The following is a 25552-nucleotide window of genomic DNA, read 5'->3' on the forward strand; positions in this document are numbered from 1 at the left end:
GAGGCTCGCCTGCGCCTTAATAATATCGCCCAAACACGGGCCAAGATCAGGAGATGGCCAGGCTTGATCATCTACCACTGCCTCTAATAGCCGCAACGCATCGGCCGGGTAGGCAGTGCAATGCCCTGACTCTCGCAGACGATGTACGGCATAATGCATATGCTCCGTAGGAACTAGCCAGTCGTAGACAGCATTCAAAGCAGCGGGAAACTCTGTCCCAGCTGCAATGGTCATCCGTATCAACGACTCAGCGATGATGGGTGTCACCAGATCTTTAGATTTTGGCCAGACATGCTGCCAGAAGGGCAGGATTCGATTTTGCCAATACTCCTCTCGCTGCTCCCCTGCTCCCTCCAGAGCTTGCGACAGAGACTGAGCAGACTCCTGTAACGCCTTTAAAGGAAACGTTGCGAAAGCGAGACGAAACTCCTCAGAGCTATAGCCTTCAAGGGGACCTAATGCTGCATAGGTGAAAAACGCAGCGAACTGCTCATCATGCCCCCCTAAGTCTACATAATGGCTAGCGGTATTGAGGAAATCAGCCTTGAAAGCTAAAAGAAGCGGGCGGTATAAACGAGGTGACCAAAGGAAGCCCTCCCACGCCCATCTAGCTTCTGCTGGATTGTTAGCCCAACTGAAAAGTGGAAGCAGATTAGCTCTAGTCCACGCCTCATCAACTCTGAACAGAGAGATGAGTCTCGACGCAAGCAAAACTCTACCATGACGGTATCTGTCCACTCGTGTGTCGCATAACTCCGTGAAGAGGTGACTGATTTCCTCTGGAAGTCGATCATCATCGCTAAGCTCGGTTCTCTGCCAGATATTCAGAAGAGCTAGGGTTACGTGACCAATCGGATGATTGATGGCTTCAGTAACCGGCTGATTGATGGGCTCACCATTGCTAGTTATGCCCGTATCCGTATCAAGAGGCAGCCCCATCACTCTGCGGCAGATCCTCAAAAACACGGCTAGACCTTCAAAGCTCGACTTAGAGACCTCATCAAGCCAGCGAGTGACATCGTAAATTACTTGGGAAAGAACCTCGTCCGGCATCGCTTCAATCCATGGAGCAACATAACGCCACGACTTTCGGGAAACACCTGACTCGCTCCAAGCCTGGAGAGCCTCCTTCCAACGCCTCACCAGCCACTGCCCCTCCTTCGCTAAGTCTGCCAACGCATGCAGGCTGTTGAGAAGATGTTTTTTACAGACGTCCCTCCAGGTGTCTTCGTCAAAATACTCATTTTCGGCCGGGGGATTTCGGAGCCATTCAACAAGTGCTTCTCGCTTGTGAGGTGCCAGCCTGATGACCCGCTCATCCTGGTAATCTGGGTCTCCGGTCCCACTCATCCAATGAGAAAATTCATCGCTCTCGTTCTGCGCCAATCGGAGAAGCGGGTAGGCAGCAGACAGCTCATCAAACCTTTGCTGAGCATGAGGGCCGAGGATAAGTCCCCCCAACCGAAGCTTCGCGAAGGCTCTCCAGATGGCCTGGTCTACACGCTGTTGATAGCGATCATCCGTGATGTCATCAGCATAATTATCTCTCGGAGGCCCAACCAGAATCGCCGCCTCCAGCATTTCTTGAGCCGCAAGCGGCAGCCTCTGCCCTTGCAGCACAAGTAGGCGGTAAAGCTCTCGCTTAGTGGAGATTGACCACAACCAACGGCTATTTTCTACTAGCAGCCATTCAACCCACTCCTCTGCGGGTATAGCGCCATCTTGACTCGCCGCAAAGAACGCCAGGCGCTTGAAGGTAGGATACGGATTCTCAAACCAACCGCGCGCGATCTTCGCGGCAGCATCGGGATGCTGTCTGAAATTTGCCATCCACGAATCGCGGACTAGCTCAATGAGCACGACCCACTCGCGGAAGCCGCGGTTCTGCCAGTGATGGCTAACCGAAGGCAGATCCCAGAATGATCGATCCTCAAAGGCGTCAGCACTACCTAATTCTTGCAAAAGATCCAATGCATCACGGAGCAGTGTTTGGAAGTCCTCTAGGAGCAACGGCAACGCCGACGTCCACATTTCATGAGACGACTCGGAGAGCGTGGATCTGACGTGGTCGGAGCTTAAGACCAACTCCCAGTTCACCAGATGCCGTAGATGAGTTGGTGAAATATCCACATCGTCCGACAATCGAAATGGCTTGGATATGGAAACCACAGGTGAAAGCAGCATACGTAGCTGTAGCCGCAGACTCGCGGTTAGGCCGTCTCGCTTCAGTCGCTCGGCCCAGCTGTAAAGATCCATCTCTCTCCACGGCGACTTGATACGCTCAGCCAGGAACAGCCCCCAGAGCTTGCGCATGAGAGGCCCTGGGATCGCCTTAGGTGAGCTTTTTCGGAGCGCATCCAGCTCGCTGGTTTTTCCCTCATTCTGAAGCTTGGCAGTAAGCCCCAACTGCTCCTGAATAAGAAACTCAAGGCGCTCGTGGACGCATCCACCCCGAGCAGTGAGCCAAAGCAAAAGATCAGGATCGTCGAGATGGCGCACAAGCCAACGAGCTATCTGGAACATCACATCATCCCAATAACCCGTGCGCCCGGCGACAAGCGTCATCGGAGCTGCCAAGTGATAAGGCGTGGGCCTCTGAACCAGACTGAAGCTGAGCTTTTTGTCAGTTTCCGCCTGGGCAGGAATCCCAAAGCGTCCGAGATCTGAGTGGCAGTAGCGCGGATCACTGAATGCGTCCAACAGCCACTCCAAGGACGGGGCGGGACTGAAATCCGCAAACCGGCGCGCGGGTAGCCCTGAACTATCAGAGAGCGCCCATAGCATACGCCCCACGAAATCATCTTGCCGCGTGCTAGCTGAGGGCTTGGAGAGAGCATGATTAGTCACTATCCGCTCCTTACCAGTAGTCCCATCCCTGTAAGTCTCAGACCAGGCTTTCAGGGTCTGATGCAAACCTCTATGCGGATTAGCCCCCGATTGGGTGTGATACAAAATGGGAGCTACGCCCTTTGCCTTCCACTCAGCAGTTTTTTGGCTCTCCTCCCCAGGATTACAGGAGCCGAAAGCCCATGCTTGAGGAGTTATTTCGCCAAGCATCCTGTCAGCTGCCAGCGCGTCCATCATGTAGCGTAGAACCGGGTCACTGACGCTATACCCGACGAAGCAAACCACGTAGTTGCGGAATAGCTCACTCACAAATCGGGCAGCCCAACGCTCGGTCAGGTATGCAAGGCCGAAGTCACCACTCGTGATGACGAGTCGATTGAGTTCATAGACAGTGGGCTTATTCGGCAGCAAACCGTGCAGATAAACCACCCCGTCCCAGCGACTATTTTTAGGAAGTGGAAGCATCGGGGCGGAGTAAGAATTGAACTGCTGCTTTGTGCGCCGACCTGCGGCATCGAATACGCGGTCAAAATTTGTTGTGACGAGACGCAACGCTCCGGTCCGGCTCCTCCCCAAACTCAGCAATGCTGCGTGCGTGTCCGTTGCACCTTTGAGCCGAAGATTGGGCTTTAGTGCCCGTGCCAACGCCTCTCGAACAGCAGTCCGCCCGTTCGGCAGGCGCCGCTCAAGGAGATCTAGCGTGGCATCGTATTGATAGTAATCGAAGGCTTTCCGCTCTGCGCTATCGAAAGTGGTCAGCGCCTCTTTGTAGATGAGCTGTACCAAGCCTTTGAAATCCAGCAGCCCAGCTGGGTAAGAAATACCTGCTCCGCAGAAGAAAACCACCTTGCCCTCTTCGTGGGCTTGGAGCAGTTCATCTGGGACATCCGGACCGTTCGTTACAAATTGCATCCCTGCGCCACCTCATGCTTGATGGCGACAAGCCATCTATCGCTTGGCTATTTAGCACGGGTGGCTCGTTTTTACCATCGACACCCAAAGACAGCACCGCTCAGGACAGCAGCGTATCTCAACCTCACTTGACGATTAGGCAAAACGTTGCGGTATGCACGCGATTAAACTGGTGAGGTATTTCCAGCGAACATAAGCACAGGACATTCCTAGATTATCCGGACATCGAATATTTCCGGGCGATGATCTAAGATCTCTCCTCCCTATCCTTTCGATCCATAAACCTCTTGCGAGCATGCTGATCCAGAACCGCTATGCTAGACGGCCCAATGTACTCCTCCAATTCGTGGCATTTCTCAATGAGTGCTAGTTGGAGATTCAGAACTTTTGAATGTGCAATATCCCTCTCAGCAGCCAATTCCGTACATCGCGCCCGTAAAGCGTTATTCTCAGCTCTGGCAGCTGTAAGCTGAGCGGTAAGCGAACGGTCAGAACGCTTTACAGTCGGGCTAGGTGAGCTATTGTACTCCTCAACTTCAGCTATGAATGTAGGGTAACGTGATTTCTTCAGCGCTGACGGATCTTTCCCTGCCTCTCGCGCGATATTGGCCAGCGTCAACTTAGCATGTTTACTTATTCGAATAGGCTTCCCTTCAATGATACGCTTAAATGCTTTACGGTATTCTTCCTCAGCGCTATCTTTCACAAAAGCTCCTTTAAACCTAAGACATACGAGGTATGTGGCGGACAGGCAAGGCAACTCAGTTGCGAAGACTACCCATCAGCTTCCAACTGGCAATTAAACCAGCACCACATTGATCAGTTTTTGTGTAAACTCATATTGAACCCTAAGCGCATCTTTGCGAGGGCTGTCCTCCTTAGTAGAATCAAGCTGGGACTTTAATCGATCATCAACCTTTTTTATGAGAGGCAAATTATCTTTGCAGGCAAGGCCAGAAGTACACTCATTACAGCCCAAGACGAAGTCAGCGCTTCCAAACTCGCAAGGCTCTGTATTGAGACAAATTCCCATGATAGTCTCTTTGACAGACATTGCCCCCTGCCGGGCCATCTTCGTAAGCTGCTTCACAGTTTTCCCCTCATAGTAGCTAATTGCGCGCTCTTTATGCAGAGCACTTATTGTGGATACAAACTTAGGACTCTTCAACTCCCCAATCCGATGAGCTATCATCTCATATGAAGTCTCAATAAACTCCTCCTTAGCCTTAGAGTCAAAAGCCAACCCAGAATGATTTTGCCCATAATACATCTGCATACTCAGATAAAGATGCTTCAGTTGATACTGCATAGATTGCGGCGAAACCAATTTTGAAAGAGAAGCATTTACCATTAATGTTCTGCGGAACTGGTGAAACGCAAACGGCCACCGTTCACCAACGGCAAAACGTTTGATATTAAGGTCTGGATTTACCTTCAATGCCTCTTCGAAATCTTCTTTAGTAATGACTGTATCATTTGGCAAAAACAAAATTGGGCAATTCTTATAAAAACTTGATGCACTAATAGCTTTCCGCAAGCCCGTTTGAACCGACCGATCTTTGCCCCATTCTTTTGACCAAGGCTCGTAAGCCCTACAAATGAGATACGGATTGTTAACCTCATCCGCCGAATGATCGACGCCCAACTCTATCGCCGCCGCCATTCTCAACTTCGCTATAGATGCCATAGCAGAGACTGCTTTCAGCGTGTCCTGGCATGTAACCCAGCGCGCATCGTCATCCTTAATAGTTTTAGTAGTTTCGCCACTAAGATAGTAAACAGTTCCAAGATCGGTCTCACGCGCTTCAAAACAGTCAATTCTCAGTTTGTTTATCTCTTCTTTCCGCATTGCACTGAGGCTCGAAATACAGGTAGAACCTGCGAGCACAACACAACTTAGAAAAGAGCTTAGCGTTATCAAGTCAATCTTGGGACACCCACCCGGACGGCGAGACATCCACTTAAACAATACGTCTTTTACCCCAAATCTCTCCGCAGCCTTAGCAAAGGCCCCATAATATACGGCGCCCGGCCCAATAGCGCTCTTATTAAAAGGGCTAATCAACTTACCGCTCCAAGTTGTGGCCGCACCATTATTACTAACATACGCGCCCCAAACGTATGCATATAAATCCTCGAAAGCAGTCGCGTGCGCATTATAATCATTCATCAACTCCAGAGCGCGCAACAAGTGCGCCTGGGAAATACGAGACGGAATATAAGGAGTTTGTCTTGATTTCCGTGCTTTTCCTGCTATAAATAGCTCCCCGATCTGACGAAGATTTAAAATCTTAAACCCCAAGACATCTTGATAATTATAAATAGATCTGAGCGGACTTACAAATTGACTAGCATATGGTATAGACTGCGAAGTAAAACTGGAAACCAAATGAGGAAACCTGTATAGCTCGGCCACTGAAATTCCATTTTCTGCACAAAATTTAAATAGCTTTCTAAGTTTTCCGTATCGAGATTGAAGAGTCGAGGGAGTCAGCCCCCCCGGAGCAACCCACATCATTAGAACCACGATCAGCTTGAAAAAGTAGGACTCTTTCTCTGACAGCCACGGAGATACCCTCGATGTTGACTCTCGCCCAAACCTAAATGTAAAGACCTTCCCAAGCCATTCCTGCATCGGCCAACAATCATCTTTAAATCGGGCCAATACAACCCCGCGCTTAGAAATGCACACAGGAAAGTCGTCTGACGGGGGAAATTGTGGAAGTTCTCTATTCAGACTACACAGCGGTGGATCTTCCATAGCGATTTTGCAAATCATGCGTTCAGACATTGAATCTAACCTCAATCAAAGCACGGTAATTGTCGTGGAAATTTTCTTCCAAAATTCTAATTTCAGCTTCATCCCTCCAAGATCGACACTCATCATTCAAATTCGAGAAATCCTCTACAATAAAATTTATACGATCGATAACGGACTTCTGTGGCGAATTTTCGATTCCCCTGCCAACAGGAATAAGCTTCAACTCCGAGGTTTTCAGGTAGCGAAATGTGAGCAATGACCATATGTAATCAAAGGATTCAATACCCTCATAATGCTCACAAAACAGACAGCCTGTAGGGTTAACGCAATCGGGAGTAACTTGGCTACCCTTTATAGGTTCAGGGCTATAAGGACGGCACTCACCATCAAGTGCCGCAGGCCTCGCTTCTTTTCGCTCGGCAAAATAAGAGGCCCACTCACTACTTGCGATGTGGTGATTTGGCTTCGAGTACCTTTTAAACATCGTCCCTACAGTATGCTGAGCAACATCTGCCACGAACTCAGGATCATGCGTTTCGCGCAGTAACCAATTGACCCGCTTTTCGCGAAGTGACTTTAAGGTAAGGCAATTTCTGCCACTATCTTTAAGCAAAGCCGCAAATAGCGTTTGCCTATACTCCATCGCGCGCTTCTCACCCTTGATACTGAAGGGAAACAGATAATCGCATCCATCTGGAAACGCGTCTTTGAGAAAACGAAGATAATCAATGAAATACTTCTTATATTCACTAAAAATAAGGAACTCTACTTTACTTCCTCTACGAGGCTTATAAGCCTGCACCCTATAACCACCCTCAAATGTAGCGCACCTGTAGTCTTCAAAAGGAAGGCAATAGGCGACAGAAACATTCATACCGGTCTGTGCAACGAACAAAGCAAATTCCGCGTGCACTCGTATATCCAAAAGCTTCGCACGAGCCTTAACACTTCCGCTCAATCTCTTCTTTTCTCGGGCTACGTGCGTGCGCTCAACATTGTGAGCAAGCCGACCATCCGCCCCCCTTAGCTTCTCTGGGCGGGACAAATTCCCCCAGTACTCATAGCTCTCTGCATTTGAATACCGGATTATCAGAGGTAGCTCACCAAGGCATGCATCGAGCGTAAATGATTCGATAACGTCAAGTAGATCTGCCCCGAATTTAAAACCTTCATTGAGATTGCTCTTATCAATCTTGAAAACCTTGATCAATCCGCGCCGCCTAAGCTCCGTGTAATTAAACGCAGATCTTAGAGTGCCTACAGACAGTTCAAGTGCCCCCTGAATAATGCCCAAAATGTCAGAATCAAGCCGGTACGCTGATTCGGCGGAGATGGAACACTTGCCAGACAGCAACAACTGCCAAAGTTGTGCACTATATGATTCATAGTTTTTGCATACGTTCTCCACAGTAAGATCGACGCCAAGACTGTCACAATCTTTATACAAACGCCTTAGAGAAAACACGTCACCTACAACGCTTCGTCTCGAATGGGTGCTAAATTTACGTTCAAAGTACGAGTGAAATAATGTTGCAAGATGCTGCCTGCTGCTTCGTGGCGCCCCTAAATAGCCAGTGTCAATCAATTTTTCTACAGAGCGCATATTGGTATCCGCCCCACCAACGTAGAGTAGGTAACGGAAACTGGTCATGGGTTTATTGCCCTCAAAATCACAATGCTCGAACCCTAATTCGCTTTCAGATTTTGTACGAATCGTCATTTTTGGGTCCGCTTACTGAGAGGACGGAAAAACCCAATTTTGCCAAACGCTGAGTTGAACGCGCCAGTTGGCAAACTCAAGGCTTCCAGGAGAACAGCTCGAATACCATTATCTAATTGACGAGCGGCACTCAGCGATAAGGTGCTCGAACGAAGCCAGGCTGTTTCTAGTAACCTTCTGCTGTAGGCTTCGTAGCTGAATGAAACATTGTCGAGTGTCAAATCGACACCAAGCTCATCCAAAAACTTATAGAATTTGCGAACTCTGATCATCTGCATAACGACATGGCGCGTCTTTTGGGAAATTAATTTCTTGTCGAAATATGAGTGAAGAAGATCGATAACAGGCTTCCTTCCAAGCTGCGGCGCTCCCAAAACTCCTGCCTCAATCAAGGTATTGATGGCGCGCCTATTGCCGGCAGATCCCCCTATGTATAGCAGGTGGCGATAATCAATAACTGGAAACTTGATGTTCAACTTCATTCCTCCGACCTATGACTTTTGCCTCGCAACCCGCACTACCACTTCGCTCTCAGCTCAACACTTCGTCGGAAAAACTCATCAGCCCATTTAGCTTTAGCCTTATGATCCTGAACAAAGCGAATATAAGTCATAGTGGCTTTCTCCGACTTGTGTAGAAGCACATCCTTCAGTGTCCCTATGACGGACTTCAGGCTGACACCAGGTTTATCTAAATTAGACAGAACAAAATCTGTACCGAAAGTCGCTCTCGACTGGTGAAACTTAAATGAAAGCTCATAAGCCTGACTGCGTGCGACCCTCCTAATCTTTAAGAGTTCGTTATTGACGGTACTACTGCTCCCCTGCCCTTTCCGGCAGTAAGACTTTCCATTTTTATTCAAAAACACTAACTGCTTATCTGCATCGATTGCCTTTGAAAGCCGCCGCAAGCGTCGGGAACATTTCGTATAAGAGCGAACCATCTCATATAAGTACGCAGGAATTGGGACTTCGCCATTGACCCCGAACTTGGTAGCCACAGGGGCATAACTCACCGAAGGACCGACAGACAGGTAATAAAATCCGCCATCCTCCGACGGTCTAGCATGCCTAAAAGTTAACAATTTCAAATCACAAATTGTGCCCAATCGCATTCCGGTGTAGAAACCGAGCACAAGCATCAAATAAACCTCAGGAGAAGCGCTCTCATAGGCAATTTTCAAAATCAGCTTTTGAGTCTCAAAGCTCACAGGTAGCAAGCCATCCTCAACTCGCCCCATTATATTTCTATTGCCCCTTAGCTTAAGTTGCTCGTTGCTCACAGCTAGAGTCCGCTCTAAACCTGCAATATTTGCAACCCTGTCTTCGAGACTTAACCCTTCAAACACACTTATAGGCTGAGAAACCAACAGGTAATCCGCAAGAGCCCGATAGAACCTAATGACAGCTTTAAGCCGTGCCTTACCAGAAGTGAATGACAAATTCCCCTTTTTCAACTCCCCCTGCAATTCCAGTTGATACTGAAAAACGCACCGCCTATTTTGCGACAACGGAAAGGCCAGCCAATGAAGACCTTCCCTTTCCAAGAAGTTCATATAGTGCGATAGGCAATAGGCAAGGCCAACTAAGGTATCAAGGCTCATCGCTCCACGCATTACCTGAGAAAAAAAGGTTGAGAGCCAAAAGCTTGCCACTTCCCAAACGCTTCCATTAGACCAATACACCTGGGGAAAACCTTTGATGGTTACATCGCTTGCAGCTTTTCCAAGCCCAGCTCTATGTGGAACCTCAATGACCACCCCATTTTGCACATAGACATCTGCCGGCTTGTAGTTAACGAATCTCACAACTGCCATTTTTATCAAGCTCGTTTTCTTCGACTGCAAAAATGGAAACATGTCCGGAAGGCACTGTCTAGTACTGCGGCCAAACCATCAAACTGTCACCCCATAAGAAAACTGCAAATATGTCACAAAATTTTATGAATGGTTAATCTCATAAACACTGACAAAATCTTAACCAATTCATTCACAAGGGATTTAAATGTCAAAGCATTCTTCACTGCCGCGACTTCTGCCAGTACGTCAATATCATTTGACAAAAATCGCCTAGAAAAAAATCTCAAAAAAATTGTAACAACGCGGACAACTACTGTGCTCGCATACAAATTACTCTGTTTGGAAGGGCATTCTCGTTTAGCTTTCTCTCTGGGATAGAGTGACGATGTGCTCGCAAGCCCCCAAGTCGGGTATTGCCTGAGTGCGACATCCGATCTCTGAACACTGGAGACCGATCTCTATTTGGAACAGTAGCGATATGGACTACTGGCGAGCTGATGAGAGCACGCTGAGTCAATCAGGTCAGCGGTACCAAACAAAGCAATGGAGACGCTGAGTAAGGGCCTGGTTGGGAGCCAGAACCCGAAAGCCCATTCGCGGGACCATAGCTGTCGCACGACATCGGGTGATGTGAGAGTCTTCATCCGACCTAATAGCAGCGAAGCGCGTGCATCGGTCTCGGTGGGCTTTTCCAGAGTGCTGAAAGGTTTCTCCCCCACCACCCACGCAGGCGGCAAGCGATGTCCAGGCTACTTCAGGCGATTGTCAGCTTGCTTCGCATGGATAGCTTCAAAACAGCGCGTACCCAGCTTCGTTAGTCCTCAAGGAAGCTTCACCATGCATTCCATGAACTGGCCTAGAACTCCAGATTCCGTGCAAGCCACGAATTAGGATTGTTTCAGAGTTTGAAGTTGTAAAGGGAACTTGGCAGATGGGCACTTACGATATCGCGTGGCGACTGCTGCTGAGCTGAGCCTAGCGCTGAGTGCGTTGTGGACGTGTCAAGCTTGCTGCTTATGGCGCAGGAGATGAGTGAAATGCGGACGCGCCACATAAGTAGCGTTTGACCAAATCGTACGGCACAATTCGCAGATGCTTACGCTCTGCCTGCGAAGACTAAATCCGATATAGCAATGTGCAAATTCTGCACATTCGTCCTTGAGCAAAAAATCGGCACGTAAAATGCTTGGGTTTGTAAAACTGACAATATTGGCCAAATTAATATTATTTGATACGCAACAACAGAAATCGGGCAGGTCTGGCTCCCGATCAGAAAAATGGTAGGTCACGCCTAGCGAGTAATTGTTAGCTACCCGCTAGGCGGAAATCATCCAGGGTGGACGCGCCTCAAGAGATTACGCGCGCACGTTCATTCTATTTCTGCTCGCCATATCGTTGACGTTCAGCGTTTAACCCAAGATTCAACGACGTCGCTGCCGTGCTCTTGCTTCCACTGCTTCAGAAGGCTGTGGTTGCCGCCCTTCGTCTCGATTACCTCACCATTATGAGGATTCTTGTATACCTTGACCTCTCGGGCCTTACGCTGGGTAACCTTCGGCGCCTTTACACCGGGAGTACGACGAGCTGCTTGAGGGTCTAGAACGTTGACCACGTCGCGCAGGCTGTAGCCATAGCTCTCAAGCAGTGCACGCAGTTTTTTCTCAAATTCGATTTCTTTCTTCAGGCCGGCGTCATTCTTCAGATTTTCCAATTCTGCCAGCTGAGCGGCCAAGTTGCGCTCAAGTTCTCTGAATTCGGCAAGTCTAGACATTGACATCGATCCTATTGGGTGAATGTAAATCGGGATAGTAGTCGTTTTGTTGCCTTACTGCACCTACGTTTGCTCTAGACGTTGACGCCTACGGCGTGGAGTGAAGAGTCAGGCTCTTCATTCGCACCGACTGTCATTTAGCTAAATACTCCGCCCCTCCTCTGCACAAGCCTCCTTACGCAGTGTCGCTACCGGCCTCCCCCTTCTTCCCCCGGAAAACCGAACATCAATCCACCTGAATGTTCGAAGATCCGACTAAGAGAAGCATGCCGCGCTGCTTCAGTCCTAGGGAAACTGCCGCGATAAGGGGGTAGTCTACAATTCTGTCGCGCAAGGCAGCCTCTGGTACGGAATCTGCCTAGGAGTAGGCGCAACACAGCAACCAATCTCATCAGGAAGAGAGACAAAACAATGAATGCTGCTTTGAAAACCTTCGCACCCAGCGCATTGGCGCTGCTGCTTATCCTGCCAACCGGCGCTTCGGCAAAAGAAGCAGAAACCCAGCAGAAGCTGGCCAACGTGGTCATCCTTGCGACTGGCGGGACTATTGCCGGCGCAGGCGCAAGCGCTGCCAATAGCGCCACCTACCAAGCCGCCAAGCTTGGCGTCGACAAGCTCATTGCCGGTGTGCCGGAGCTAGCGGATCTCGCCAATGTGCGCGGCGAGCAGGTGATGCAAATTGCGTCCGAGAGTATTACGAATGAGGACTTGTTGAAGCTTGCTAAGCGGGTCTCGGAGCTGGCCGACAGCAACGACGTGGATGGCATCGTTATCACCCACGGCACCGACACCCTGGAAGAGACTGCTTACTTCCTCAACCTGGTCGAAAAGACCGACAAACCGATCGTGGTAGTTGGCTCGATGCGCCCCGGCACAGCCATGTCTGCCGACGGCATGCTCAACCTCTACAACGCCGTGGCCGTAGCCAGCGACAAGCAGTCGCGCGGCAAAGGCGTATTGGTGACCATGAACGACGAGATCCAGTCTGGTCGTGACGTGAGCAAGTCCGTCAACATCAAGACTGAAGCCTTCAAGAGCGCCTGGGGTCCGATGGGCATGGTAGTAGAAGGTAAGTCGTACTGGTTCCGCCTCCCCGCTAAACGCCACACCACCCAGTCAGAGTTTGACATCAAGCAAATCAGCAGCCTGCCACAGGTGGACATTGCTTACAGCTATGGCAACGTCAGCGACACCGCCTATAAGGCACTGGCACAGAGTGGCGCCAAAGCAATCATCCATGCAGGGACCGGTAATGGATCGGTGTCGTCTCGTGTAGTCCCAGCGTTGCAGGAACTGCACAAGAACGGTGTGCAGATTATTCGCTCGTCCCACGTAAACCAGGGTGGTTTCGTACTACGCAATGCGGAGCAGCCAGACGACAAGTATGACTGGGTTGTCGCGCATGACCTGAACCCGCAGAAGGCGCGGATTCTGGCCATGGTGGCGATGACCAAGACCCAGGACAGCAAAGAGCTGCAACGCATCTTCTGGGAGTACTGAAATAAGTGGGGAAAGGCCGGCGCCTCCGGCACCGGCCACCCACAGAGTAGCGCTTGCTCCCGCGAATGATCCCCACCCTAACAAGACTGAGAGTCGGCCGGCAGCGTCCCTTTGTGATGTCTAGGTAATCCCCACTCAACGTCCTCAATAGGTCGAAAACAGCCCCTCGCGACTTTCTGTAATCGCCCCACCGCTTGGCTCAGGAGACAGTAGCCTGCCACTCGTACTGATCAACATGGATCAGAGTCGGACCTTTCCGCTTCACCGCCTGCGCGAGAGCGAACCGCAGTTGCTCAACAGTGCCAATATGCTCAGCCTCAGCCCCAAGAGCCCGTGCAACAGCGATGAAGTCAGGAGTGTGAATGTCTACCCCTACCGGCTCGATTGACCGATTGACCATGTACTTCTTGATCTCTTCGTAACCGTTGTTGTTCCAGAGCAGAACGATCATCGGCACCTGCGCCTCAACTGCACTGGCCAGCTCAGGCATCGTGAACTGCATACCTCCATCGCCAATCAGACAGACAGCGGGCGCACGGTCCTCGGATTGCTCCGCGCTCCCAAGCCATGCTCCCATTGCTGCTGGCAGCGCATATCCCAGAGTGCCGTAGCCGGTAGATGCATTGAACCAGCGCCGTGGATGGTTCATGTCCAGCGTGAGGTTGCCGGTGTATACAGGCTGAGTTGAGTCGCCAACCAAAATGGCATTGGGCAGCTCATCGAGGATGCTGGTCAGCAAAAGAGTCTGGCTCAACATTACCGGATCCCAAGTAGCAGCCAGGGATTCACGCATCTTCTGAACACGCACGCTTCCCCAATCGCTTTCGCGTGCAGGTTGTTGCATTGCTTTAAATGAATCCACAAGCGCACGTGCTGCCAGTTCGGCATCGGCTACTAGTGCTACTTCCGGCAGGTAGTTACGTACGGTCTGATCAGGATCGATATCGATACGCAGCAGGCTACCTGGGATCTCAAAACCACCTTTGAAAGTGACGTCGTAGTCAGTCTCGGCAAGCTCGGTACCGATAGCCAGCACCACATCGGCTTCCGCAACTAACGCGCGGGTCTCAACCAACGACTGGGTCGAACCGATTTGCAGGGGATGCTCGGAAGGAAGCAGTCCTTTAGCATTGATGGTGAGCGCCACAGGGGCTTGAAGGTACTCCGCCAGTTCCACCAGAGGAGCGCCGGCCCCCAGCGCACCACCACCCGCCAAGATTAAAGGCCGGCGAGCCTGCGCCAGGCGCTCGGCCATTTGTGCAATCGCCTGAGGTGCAGCCCCGGCGCGACTGCTGCGTACTGGGCGGCTAGATAGCAAGTGATCAGCTGGCTCAACCAGAACGTCCAGCGGAATTTCGATGTGAACCGGACGTGGGCGAGCGCCATCGAATACAGCGAAGGCACGAGCCAGTAACTGAGGAAGGTCATCAGCGCTCATCAGCGTTTGGGAGAATGCCGATACTCCACCAACCAATGCACTTTGGTTCGGCAGTTCATGCAGCTTTCCACGACCACCTCCAAGCTGATCCCGGACTTGCACGCTGGAAATGACCAGCATGGGGATGGAGTCAGCATACGCTTGGCCCATCGCGGTGGTGATATTGGTCATCCCTGGGCCGGTGATTATGAAGCACACGCCAGGCTTACCACGGGTACGCGCATAGCCATCAGCCATGAACCCAGCGCCTTGCTCATGACGTGGCGTGATGTGACGGATAGATGATGTTGCCAACCCGCGGTACAGCTCGACGGTATGTACACCAGGAATGCCGAAGACATGGTCTACGCCATAGCCTTCCAGAAGTTTTACCAGTACTTCGCCGCAGGTTGCCATCAGGTTTCGCCTCGATCTTGTTGGAGTATGCATTCCATTGGACCGAAAATTGAGCTACCGCCACAAGGCAAAAATACGCATACTAGCCATGTCTATAGATCATGGCTTGGAGCGATGAAACGTCTTCCCCCGCTAACCGCTTTGCACACTTTCCTGATCACTGCCCAGCACTGTAATTTCACCCGTGCCGCGCAACAGTTACACATCACCCAGGGAGCAATCAGCCGACAAATTGCCGGGCTTGAAGCACAGCTCGGCTACGCGCTATTTCAACGTCAAGCGCGTGGCCTGAGCCTGACACGCGAGGGACAGGAATGGCTGCCGCGGGTACAACAGATATTCGGCCTTGTAGAACAGGGAATGAGTGAAGTCGGAGGTCTGAGTACGACTTTGCAGCTTAAAGCCCCGACTTGTGTGATGCGCTGGCTGCTACCACGGCTGATGGAGTGGCACGCACTGCGCCCAGACGTCCCGGTAGAACTGACTACCACAGTGCAACATGGTGTGGACTTCCGTAGAGAAGGATTCGATGCCGCGGTTGTTTATGGCGATACGCCAAATCAGGGCCTACGCACATGGAAGCTATTCGATGAGCAACTGACACCTGTCTGCGCCCCATCACTGCTTGAAGGCCCGGTGCCGCTGAAAAGCAGTACAGATTTGTCTAAGCACATGCTCCTACACCCATCACGTGATGAGCACGACTGGAGTCTCTGGTTGCAGGCAGCGGGAGTAGAACTCGAAGCCCAAGGGCCTAGGCACCATTTTGAAACACTCGACATGGCTATTGCCATGGCATCTCAAGGAACAGGGATTGCAATCGGTGACTGGGCCTTGATCGGTGACGACTTGCGCGGATCAAGACTGTGCATGCCCTTCACTCAGAAAGTGCTGACTGGCAAAAGCTATTACATCGTTTGCCAGGCGAAGACCGCTCAGCCAGGACTTGTCGAACTGATGGAATGGCTCAAGGGGCGCGCCATCAGCGACGTTATGGATCGATAGCGGTCAGTCGCGAACGGCTGCTTACAACCCAAAGCTGCCTGTCGCGAAGGGCAGCAATCGGCCAGAAGTGGCCATTCAGCGTTCACAATCCGGGTCAGTCAACGGCGCTGAATAGAAGCCTCATGCGAAGGGCGACGCACACCGCCGTGGCACACTGATTTCTAACCATCAAGTCTCTTCGCAGGGGCACCACGCAGCAGCTTCAAGCCTGCGCAGCGATACTGGCTTTGCTTTGGAACATGGCGGTGTCAGCCTTTAAAATCAAATCGTCGAGGTCTTCACCATCTTCCGGATACCACGCCACCCCTAGGCTGGCGCTAACCTTGATTTGGCTGTTTCCCCATGGAATGCACAAGGCGACGGCTTCGCAGATTTCACCGGTGACGCGCTGGATATCGCTTCGGTGATGCGCGCCGTCGAGCAGCACGACAAATTCATCACCGCCCATGCGCGCAGCTAGTTCAAACTCGCAAATATTGGATTTGATCGCCGAGGCTGCGTGGATCAGCATGGCATCGCCCGCCTGGTGGCCATAACGATCATTGATCTGCTTGAAGTGGTTCAAGTCGATATAGCACAAGGCCAGATGCTCTCCACGACTCTTTGCGTCGAGCAGCCTCTGACTAGCGAAGGGAATAAAACTATTGCGATTTGGTAAGCCAGTCAGGCTGTCATAGAAAGCCAGCTTGTGTACTTCCTCTTCGGCGAGTTTGCGCAACTTGATCTCGTTGCGTAGATGGCGCTGGGCATTCAACAGAACCAGAGCGAACATCAGGACAAGCACAGAGCCGATGCTGATCAGAACAATGGTCCTGCGCAGTCGCTCGACGAGTTGCGGCGGGTTGGGATCGTAAATGAAGTTTTCCAATCCGGCGATATTGTCGACCATGCCCAGTTCGAGGAAAGTTTCAGCCATACGTTGCCAGCGCCCTGGGTTCATATGACCGATCTCGATCAGGTCAGATACCACCAGCGGACGCATGGCCTGAGCTTCGAATTGCAAGTGCGCGCGACTTTTCTCCACCAAATACTGATTGAGCAGCAGGTCTATGATTTGCTCGGGGTTATCCATCGCGTAGCGCCAGCCGCGCAGGGTGGCGCGGCGGAAGGCCTCGACACGCTGTGGATGCTCGTCAATCTCGGCCTGGCTGGTGAACAGGATGTCGCTGTAGAAGTCGATCCCGTAGGTGACGGGCGAGATGATGTTGTATTCCACGTCCCGCTGTTGCAGGTAGAAGGGTTCGTTGGTCAGGTACGAGTTGAACGCCGTCACTTTACCGCTGGCCAGATCCTCAATTTGAAAACTGCTGGGGAGCAGTTGTAGTTTTTCGAGGGATATACCTTCGCTCCGGAACATCGCCAGAAAATCGGCATCTGTCTGTGCATCCATCAGCATCAACGGCTTGCCGATCAGGTCGTGCGCAGTGCGAACACCTTGGTCTGTACGAGCCACGAGCACGGAAGGTGAGTGCTGAAAAATCACCGCCAGCGCTACCAAGGGCTTTCCATGCAGGCGTGCGTAGAGCAATTCACTATTGGCTTCGCCATATTGGGCACGCCCAGAGAGCACTTCTTCGACCGGTGTGACATTGGGGCCACCTTCGTGCAAGCGCACGTCCAGCCCTTCTTCGCGGTAATAGCCCTGGGCTATGGCGGCGTAGTAGCCCGCGAACTGGAACTGATGTTTCCAACGTAGCTGTACATCAATCACCTGCACAGCACTATTCTGTTGAGTGACAGGGCTCGCCCACGCAGCCTGAGCCGAGAGCAACACAAAACACAGCAGTCGACGCAGCCGAACCAACAGAATTCTCTCCGGCCGGTCGAGCGCGTTAGAACAGCAACAGAGGCTGGGCATCGTGAGAGTCCGTGAATCGCGCTCGTGGTTGAGCGTGCAAGTCGTGGCAAGGCATTGTGACATCACTCATGTAGGGCCAGCAATCGCCAGCCACGATAACCAAAGCGGCGTTATCCTCGCTTCGGCGTGGCTGGCGCCTGCCTCCCTACAACAGGCAACTACCGACCCATAGCTGCCTTCGTGGGGGCAGCTCACGGCCAAAAACAGTCATTCGCAAAGGAGTAGACTAACTCAATACCGACCATATACACGCTACCAAAAACTTCATAACCTAGGGACAGGTCTTGGCGATTTTACACCCTCACTATGCCCGCTTCCAGCGCTCGACTGAACAGGTTAAAGTATTACGCGTGGCCAAGTAACGTCCTGCGGACAAAATTGGAAAATTAATGCTTTACATGAGTCGCCTAACTATAGACTAAAATCTTGAGAGTGATATGGACTGGACAATTAGAGCAATAAAAATATGCTGCGTATCTCTTGGAGTGGCATCACTGACAGTAGCCGCATTCATTTTATTTAACGACACATATTTTAATACAAGTCTTCAGATTGATTCAGAATTGGCGGCGAAATTTGGCGACTTTTTTGGTGGTTTCATTGGGACGATCTTTGCAATATTTAGCGTTATCCTATTGATTTACACAATAGTCTCCCAGCACCTAGAGATATCAAAAAATGGTGCTCGCGATCGATTTTTTAAAATGCTTGACTATCATAATGAAAACATTAGAAGTATTCGGGTGCCTAGCCTTGAAACAGAAAAAAGTCAAATTAGTGAGGAGGGAAGGAGAGCTTTTGTAGTTTATAAAATCCAACTAAAGCGACTACTCCAAGCAGTTACTGAAATTGACCAAGAACTATCTAGCAACCTAACTGACGCACAAAAAATAGATATTGCTTATATGTGCTTTTACTATGGTCAAAGTGACACCTGGATAGATTTCATAAGTCAGAAACTATCATTTCATCAGAGTGGCAGCATTATAGCTGGAATGATGCTTAGCAAGGTTAAAGCTCGCGAGGACTTGAAGCTTGGAAGGACGAACCAAACAGACCTAAGCAGTTACTTCAGGAATATGTACAATGCAATAAAGCTTGTAGATAACGATAAATACCTATCTGAAAGTGAAAAAATAAATCTTGTGAAAATTTATAGGGCGCAGCTTTCTAATCCGGAGCTTTATATTTTATTTTTTAATTTAGTATCTAGATTTGGAAAAAAATGGAATGCAAAGGGTTACATAGAAAAATACGAGCTTCTAACAAATCTACCTGTAGCTTATTGTGACGGCTACGATCCCAAGAAGTACTTCAACATAAGTTTTGAAGAAGATGAAATTGAGCCTTGGGCAAATTAAAATACCTAGCTAGCGAACCAAGTCGATCCTTAGCTTACAGGGACGAACTAAAGCCCAGCCCTCACCAAGCGTTAGTGACCGCTATGGGTCGATTGCGGTCAGTCGCGAGCGGCTGCTTTCGACCTATAACAGCCAATCGCGCTGTACTACTTTCGATTCTTCGCCGCCGCCCGAATGCGTAAAGAATGCAGGCCGCGATCCATTAAGGGCAGACTAGCGCCAGCCGAGGAGCACAAAAGTACTCCTTTCGATTCTTCCCAACTCAACTCACAAATTTTGAAGCATCGCACACTCAGATGCAGACAAATCGTATCCAGTAGACTATAAATCCACAACCTATCACACCTTCAAACAAAAACGATATGGAGTGGACATGTACCAACCTACTCGCGCGCTCATATGGACCGCCTTGCTTGCTGGTCTTGCACTGAATGCAAGCGCATCTCAGCCGTCAACTGCACAGCTCCTGGACCAAGGGAAATGGGCTCCAAACACTCGCAACGCCATCGAGCGCCTTATCGCCGCCAATGGCGTCCCGGCGAACACACCGGAATCGAAACGCCCGTATGCCTCCTTTGACTGGGACGATACGAGCATCATCAATGATGTAACAGACAAGTTTTTCTTGTACCAGATCGACAATCTGGCCTTTAAGCTCACCCCCGCTGAGTTTCGAAAGGTACTGACCACCAACATCCCAAGCCAGCCGGGCGATACCATTGCTCACTCCAGCGATGGTCATCCTCTTGCATTCGGTGCGCTCACAAGCGATCTCGGCAATGACTATGAGTTTCTGTATCAGAACTACATCAGTAAGCCCGCCGGACAGCGCGACGCCGCGATCTTCAGCACGGACGAGTTCAGGGACTTCAAGACGAAGCTGTATTTCCTGTTCCAGGCCATCATCGACACCCATGGCGCCAAGGTGGCTTACCCCTGGGAGGTCTTCTTCTGTAGCAACATGAATAAACAGGATGTTGAGGACCTTGCCCTTAGCTCTGTCCGCCATAGCCTTCAAGCTGGCATCGTCAAAACCACTCTCGAAAGCCCTCACTCAAGACCAGGCAAGGCTGGCGTGGTCAAAGTCAGCTACGTGGAAGGCATGCGGGTTGTTCCAGAAATCGCTGACCTGATGCACACCCTTCAACGCAATGGGATCGATGTCTTCGTTGTGTCCGCGGGCTTCGAGCCGCTCGTGAAGGTTATCGCTACGAGACCGGAGTTCGGCTACAACATTCCTTCTAACCAGGTCTATGGTCTACGACTCGAAACCTCAGCGGCCGGCACATACATTGCCCAAGCCAAGAAAGGCCATCCAATCTCCTATCGCGAAGGCAAACCGGAAATCATTCGGAAGTACATCGCGCCGCGACGCGAAGGCCGTGACCCGATATTCGTAGCCGGAGACAGCAACTCCGATTTCGGAAATTTCAGCATGCTGCCAGGGGTATCTCTTGGCCTAATCGTGAACCATCAGAGCACCGGCGATTTCGGTCGGATCTCGGCTGAAGCCGCAAAAACACTGGGCCGCCCGGACGCTCGGTGGGTCTTGCAGGGCGTCGACGAGAACATTGGCTTGTGGAGCCCGACAGAGTCCACCACGAAAGTAGGCGACACCCAAGCCTACCTACTCTCTCCCAAATAGTCTCAGAGGGTCGATCTCAGAGGAGATCGGCCCAGGCCATGCGTCCTCAGATGAAGCTGGTGACTCTAAAAAACCGCCTTGAATTTCGAGCAAATTGAGTCCACCATGGATTTATAGTACACGCAAAGCAGAGCACGTTCATGCCCTCGTCCGAAATCTATGTTCTCCCTTCGTTTTCGCCCGGCGCTAGCCACCAGCTCGTCAAGCATAGTTTCGGTGAGCCAGGCACTGGTCGTAGCGTTTATCTCCAAGCGGCAACGCACGCAGATGAGCATCCAGGACTACTGGTTCTCCAGCACCTGATGGAGCTGCTGATCGAGCTGGAGCAGCGCGGTGAGATCGTCGGCCACATCGAAATCGTTCCGTATGCGAACCCTATTGGCCTTGGCCAACAGCTCTTTGGCCAGATGCCAGGGCGGTACAACATGGCTAACGGTGAAAATTTCAACCGTAGCTTCCCTGATATCACTGAGAAGGTCCGGCAGATCCTCAAAGAGTGCCCTCCTACTCCAAACGATACACACAGGCTGAAGGCAATTTTTGCCGAGGCCATTGAAGACATCGCGGTAGATGGCGCAGTCGATGCGGGTAAGGCCTGGCTACTCAAGCAAGCCCTGAAGCATGACATCCTGATCGACCTTCATTGTGACACCTCTAGCATCCTTCACATTTACTCCAACTGGAACCAACAGGTGCGAGCGCTCGCTTTGGCTGCGGCCACCCATGTGGATGCCGTGTTCTTGGAAGATGAAGCTGGTGGGTTCCCGTTGGACGAGGCGTATGCCAAGGCTTGGAAGGAGGCGCTCCACCTAGGCCTTGTGGATACACAGCACTTGGGTTTCTCAGCAACGCTGGAATTACGGGGCCAAATTGACGTTGATGACGAGATGGCAGCGGTAGACGCGGCAGGAATAATCGAATTTTTGAAGCATGAGGGAGTTATTGGCGGCGGCTGTAATTTGGCGACCTCTGGGCCCGCAAAAATCTATCCTCTTGAAGGCGTAACCCATCTCAAATCCCCTGCAACAGGCGTTGTGGCATGGAAAAAAAGGCCTGGTGATACGGTCGTCGAAGGTGAGCTTATCGCCGAGGTTGTCCCGATCGACCTCACTCCTGGCGCCTCCAGAATCCCGGTGCTCAGTAATCTCACTGGCATTCTCGTCGCACGTCACCATGTAAAGCTGACTCGCCAAGGACAAAAACTAGGCATGTTGGCTGGCACCACCCCACTTGCACACCGGCGTACCGGCAAGCTTATGGGAATATAAGAATAAACGTTGATTCACCTTTACTGCCTTGACCCATCGAGCGTAATGCTCACAAACAATAACTATACAGAGGTAAGGTTCATGAACAATAAACAGCGCTTGATTGCGGGGATATTTTTCGGCTTGAGTTTCTCCATGGCGCATGCCGCAGAGAAGGAGCTGAAAATAGGTATTGAAGCAGCCTACCCTCCCTTTGCCTATAAGCAACCCAATGGCGAATTGGCCGGGTTCGATTACGACATAGGCAACGCTCTCTGCAAGCAAATGCAGGTCAAGTGCAGGTGGATCGAACAGGAATACGATGGACTAATCCCATCGCTTAAAGTTAGAAAAATTGACGCAATTCTTGCATCACTTTCAATTACAGAGGATCGGAAAAAGTCAGTTGATTTTACAAACCGATACTATCGAAGCGCAGCCCGACTGGTAATGAAAGAAGGGACCACGGTGGGTGACGATTTGGAGGGGCTGGCTGGCAAACGTATCGGGGTTCAGCGCTCCAGTATCCATGATCGATTCGCCAGTCAAATGTTTGAGGCCAAAGGCGCCGAAATCGTGCGCTACACATCGCAGAATGAAATTTACCTCGACCTGCAAGCTAACCGTCTGGACGGCACCTTGGCGGACGACGTAATTCTCGATCAGACATTTTTGAAGAAACCCGTCGGTGCAGGCTTCAGCTTTGTTGGCCCGACCTTTACCGATCCAAAATATTTCGGGGATGGTATCGGAATCGCGGTACGTAAAGGTGACGACACCTTGGCGCAATCTTTCAATAAGGCGCTTGGCGATATTCGCGAGAACGGAACTTACAAGGAGATTAATGCAAAATATTTTGACTTCGACGTTTACGGGGAAGAATGACTTTGCATTCAGAGTGAAGTAACTCTTCACGCGCCTTCCTGTCACAGGAAAACTATGAACAGCGAACCTCCAGGAAGGAATGCCGCACGAACACCTGAGAGATCTGAAACATGCACGACAACCAAAGCTCGCTCACTATTTATAGCGATCACGAAGTAAAGGCCCTGAGCCCTGGCATTGATGCAATCGGCGCAATGCGCAAAATGTTTGCTTCGCTCGCTAATGGGACAGCACTTCAACCGCCACAGCAGCAGATCACACTCGCGAACGGTGGTGATTTCATCAATTATCTCGGCGTTCTTAACGAGGAGCAGGTCTACGGAATCAAGACCTCGCCATACATCCCAACTCAAGATAAACCTATCGTGACTGCTTGGACGATGCTGATGTCCAGCAGAACCGGCCAACCCATCATGCTGACAGATGCTGGGCACTTGACGATTCAGCGTACAGCGGCCACAACAGCGCTCGCGGTTGAGCACCTTGCAAAAAAAGACGCAAAACGACTAGCAATCATAGGTACCGGACCGATAGCACGGGCTCACCTGACTTATGCTCGAAGCCTCAGGAAATGGGAACGGATCTCGATTTTTTCGCCAAATCTCGGCGCCATGGATGAAGCATCACGCCAAGAGATTGAGAGAATGGATGAGCGCGTATTGCTCTGCGAGCTTCAGTCGAAAGCATTGGCAAAAGCCGACGTTATCCTTCTTTGTACCTCCTCGGCAAAACCAGTTTTAGATCTGGGCCTATTGGGCAATACGGCGCTGATCACGTCGATCAGCACCAATGCTCCCAGGGCTCACGAGGTAAGCCCGAGCGACCTGAAAAAAATGGATGTCTACTGTGACTATCGCAAGACAACGCCTGATACGGCCGGCGAAATGATCATCGGCAGAGAGACATCTCAGTGGGATGCAAGCATGCTGGTAGGTGACCTATCTGAACTCGTTTTGGGAAAAGCGAAGCTGCCGGACTACAGCCGTAACGTATTTTTCCGCTCGGTCGGCTTAGGGCTGGAAGACGTCGCGATTGCCATGGAGCTGCACTCACTGCACATCCAGAGACTCAACTCCAAGGCCTAAGCACAGGATGCCAACTATCGCTGCGATGCTCAGCATCGCAGCATCAACAAGCTGTAGAATATTGGACTCGAATCACCGATTATCCATTGATTCAGCTGGGATGACAGGAAAGCAAGCCCCATGCTTGCACCCTCCAGATCCCTCAACACGATCAACAAGGAAGCAAAACGTCGCCATGAGCAGCCTGGAAAACTACAAGGTCATCGCAGACGGCATCGCTACTCTGCTATTTCCTCATGCCGAGGTCATCATCCATGAGGTCGGCACTCAAACCGTAGTCCATATCGCTAACAACTTCTCCAAGCGCAAGCTAGGTGATGATTCGGCTCTAGATGAACTGCCAGGCGACTTTGCAGACGTGTCCAGCCTCGGACCGTACGAAAAGCTCAACTGGAACGGACAAAAAATTCGGTCGATCACCAGCGTTCTTAAAAACGGTCGCGGAGAGGCCGAGTATCTCTTGTGCATCAATCTGAATTTCTCGGTGCTTGAGCAAGCACGTGCTGCGCTAGACGCGTTCTTCCAGGTCAGTAGACTGATCCCTCAACCTGATGCGTTGTTCAAAGATGACTGGCAAGAACGGATCAACACGTTCCTCCACGCTTGGTTGAACGAGCGTCATCTTTCTCTAAACACTCTGAATATGAAGAGCAAACGCGCTCTTGTTGAAGCGCTCTACACCGAGGGAGCATTCGATGGCCGAAGCGGTGCGGATTATGTCGCCAACGTTCTGAACATGGGACGGGCCACGGTTTACAAGTACCTCAAATCCTTGAGAGAGGACGCTTAACAAGCTCCTATACCGACCACTCTCGCCAGGAGATTTTTTACGGCGCGCTCGCCTACTCATAGGAAGGGCAGTTATCGGCCCGTTGGGTCGTGCGGGCCTCACGGCACATGGCTAGTCTGTCAGCACGACCAAACCTGATAGGTGCATTACCCTTCTTCAATGTGTTGCGCGGGACGAGGGCTGGTTGGTCGTGCACTCTGAACAAGCGTCTTAGCTATCCGCAGTAAAAAGTCCCTGTCTCTATCAACTAAAGAGCTGAATATCTCCAGCAGCTGCTTAGCCCCGCGACTCTGCTCCTCTTGTGGCACCGACTCCCGACGGCCAGTCAGAACATAGTGCACATCCACCCCATACTCCTGAGCTTTGTACAGGTACAGCCCTCCAGGGTCTCTGCCATCATTTTCATAGAGAGTCTGGGTTCTTCGTGACACGCCCAGCATTTTCGAGAAGACCGTCTGACTGAGACCAAATCGCAAACGTTCCTCACGCAATCTCAACCCGACAGAGCGTGGTAACTCGATGAAATTTTCCAT

The 25552-nt window shown here is 51.0% G+C and carries 17 protein-coding genes; 8 read left to right on the forward strand and 9 right to left on the reverse strand.

The annotated features are described in order from the left end of the window. From dsr1 to ACEWE8_RS08420, 6 genes are all read right to left on the reverse strand, one after another. On the reverse strand, positions 1-3759 hold a 3759-nt coding region (gene dsr1 / locus ACEWE8_RS08395), incomplete at its 3' end, for an anti-phage defense-associated sirtuin Dsr1 (RefSeq protein WP_395589247.1). Between the two features lie 799 nt (positions 3760-4558). Next, complete coding sequence (locus ACEWE8_RS08400) at positions 4559-6550, reverse strand: hypothetical protein (RefSeq protein WP_395589248.1); 1992 nt, start codon at positions 6548-6550, stop codon at positions 4559-4561. After that, complete coding sequence (locus ACEWE8_RS08405; RefSeq protein WP_395589249.1) at positions 6543-8240, reverse strand: hypothetical protein; 1698 nt, start codon at positions 8238-8240, stop codon at positions 6543-6545. The genes ACEWE8_RS08400 and ACEWE8_RS08405 overlap by 8 nt, the downstream gene beginning before the upstream one ends. Then, entirely contained in the window at positions 8237-8722 is a 486-nt protein-coding gene (locus tag ACEWE8_RS08410) for a hypothetical protein (RefSeq protein WP_395589250.1), read from the reverse strand. Before ACEWE8_RS08410 ends, ACEWE8_RS08405 begins: the two co-directional genes overlap by 4 nt. A gap of 35 nt (positions 8723-8757) precedes the next feature. Beyond that, positions 8758-10098 carry a hypothetical protein gene (locus ACEWE8_RS08415; RefSeq protein WP_395589251.1) on the reverse strand — a complete coding sequence of 447 codons (1341 nt, stop codon included), beginning with the start codon at positions 10096-10098 and terminating at the stop codon, positions 8758-8760. 1342 nt (positions 10099-11440) lie between these two features. Next, on the reverse strand, positions 11441-11809 hold the full coding sequence (locus tag ACEWE8_RS08420) for a histone-like nucleoid-structuring protein, MvaT/MvaU family (protein WP_395589252.1): 369 nt from the start codon (positions 11807-11809) through the stop codon (positions 11441-11443). A 411-nt stretch (positions 11810-12220) separates the two neighbouring features. On the opposite strand from ACEWE8_RS08420, the gene ACEWE8_RS08425 reads away from it, so the two are divergent. Next, positions 12221-13309, forward strand: coding sequence for an asparaginase (locus tag ACEWE8_RS08425; RefSeq protein WP_395589253.1), 1089 nt, complete (start codon positions 12221-12223; stop codon positions 13307-13309). A 199-nt stretch (positions 13310-13508) separates the two neighbouring features. Here ACEWE8_RS08425 and ACEWE8_RS08430 read toward each other — a convergent pair whose 3' ends face one another. Then, the gene (locus ACEWE8_RS08430; RefSeq protein WP_395589254.1) at positions 13509-15143 is read right to left on the reverse strand and encodes a 5-guanidino-2-oxopentanoate decarboxylase; all 1635 of its coding nucleotides are present in this window, start codon (positions 15141-15143) and stop codon (positions 13509-13511) included. A gap of 114 nt (positions 15144-15257) precedes the next feature. Between ACEWE8_RS08430 and ACEWE8_RS08435 the strand changes: the two genes are divergently transcribed. Further along, the gene (locus ACEWE8_RS08435) at positions 15258-16148 is read left to right on the forward strand and encodes a LysR substrate-binding domain-containing protein (RefSeq protein WP_395589255.1); all 891 of its coding nucleotides are present in this window, start codon (positions 15258-15260) and stop codon (positions 16146-16148) included. Between the two features lie 202 nt (positions 16149-16350). On the opposite strand, the gene ACEWE8_RS08440 is transcribed toward ACEWE8_RS08435, so the two are convergent. Next, a complete protein-coding gene (locus ACEWE8_RS08440; RefSeq protein WP_241194880.1) occupies positions 16351-18006 on the reverse strand; it encodes a GGDEF domain-containing protein in 1656 nt (551 codons plus the stop codon). Between the two features lie 437 nt (positions 18007-18443). On the opposite strand from ACEWE8_RS08440, the gene ACEWE8_RS08445 reads away from it, so the two are divergent. The 6 genes from ACEWE8_RS08445 (at position 18444) to ACEWE8_RS08470 (ending at position 25019) form a co-directional block, all read left to right on the forward strand. Next, complete coding sequence (locus tag ACEWE8_RS08445) at positions 18444-19367, forward strand: putative phage abortive infection protein (protein ID WP_395589256.1); 924 nt, start codon at positions 18444-18446, stop codon at positions 19365-19367. 373 nt (positions 19368-19740) lie between these two features. Next, positions 19741-21012: an HAD family hydrolase gene (locus ACEWE8_RS08450; RefSeq protein WP_395589257.1), complete on the forward strand. Its 1272-nt coding sequence runs from the start codon at positions 19741-19743 to the stop codon at positions 21010-21012. 140 nt (positions 21013-21152) lie between these two features. Continuing rightward, entirely contained in the window at positions 21153-22280 is a 1128-nt protein-coding gene (locus ACEWE8_RS08455; protein ID WP_395589258.1) for a succinylglutamate desuccinylase/aspartoacylase family protein, read from the forward strand. Between the two features lie 81 nt (positions 22281-22361). Next, entirely contained in the window at positions 22362-23144 is a 783-nt protein-coding gene (locus ACEWE8_RS08460; protein WP_395589259.1) for an ABC transporter substrate-binding protein, read from the forward strand. Positions 23145-23254: 110 nt separating this feature from the next. Then, the gene (locus tag ACEWE8_RS08465) at positions 23255-24229 is read left to right on the forward strand and encodes an ornithine cyclodeaminase family protein (protein WP_395589260.1); all 975 of its coding nucleotides are present in this window, start codon (positions 23255-23257) and stop codon (positions 24227-24229) included. 175 nt (positions 24230-24404) lie between these two features. Next, complete coding sequence (locus ACEWE8_RS08470; RefSeq protein WP_395589261.1) at positions 24405-25019, forward strand: transcriptional regulator; 615 nt, start codon at positions 24405-24407, stop codon at positions 25017-25019. Positions 25020-25165: 146 nt separating this feature from the next. Here the strand turns inward: ACEWE8_RS08470 and ACEWE8_RS08475 are convergent, their stop codons facing one another. Next, positions 25166-25552 (reverse strand): helix-turn-helix domain-containing protein, encoded by a 387-nt coding sequence (locus ACEWE8_RS08475; protein ID WP_395589262.1) that lies wholly within the window; start codon positions 25550-25552, stop codon positions 25166-25168.

It is taken from the genome of Pseudomonas sp. TR47 (assembly GCF_044143025.1).
GTDB lineage: Bacteria > Pseudomonadota > Gammaproteobacteria > Pseudomonadales > Pseudomonadaceae > Aquipseudomonas > Aquipseudomonas putida_E.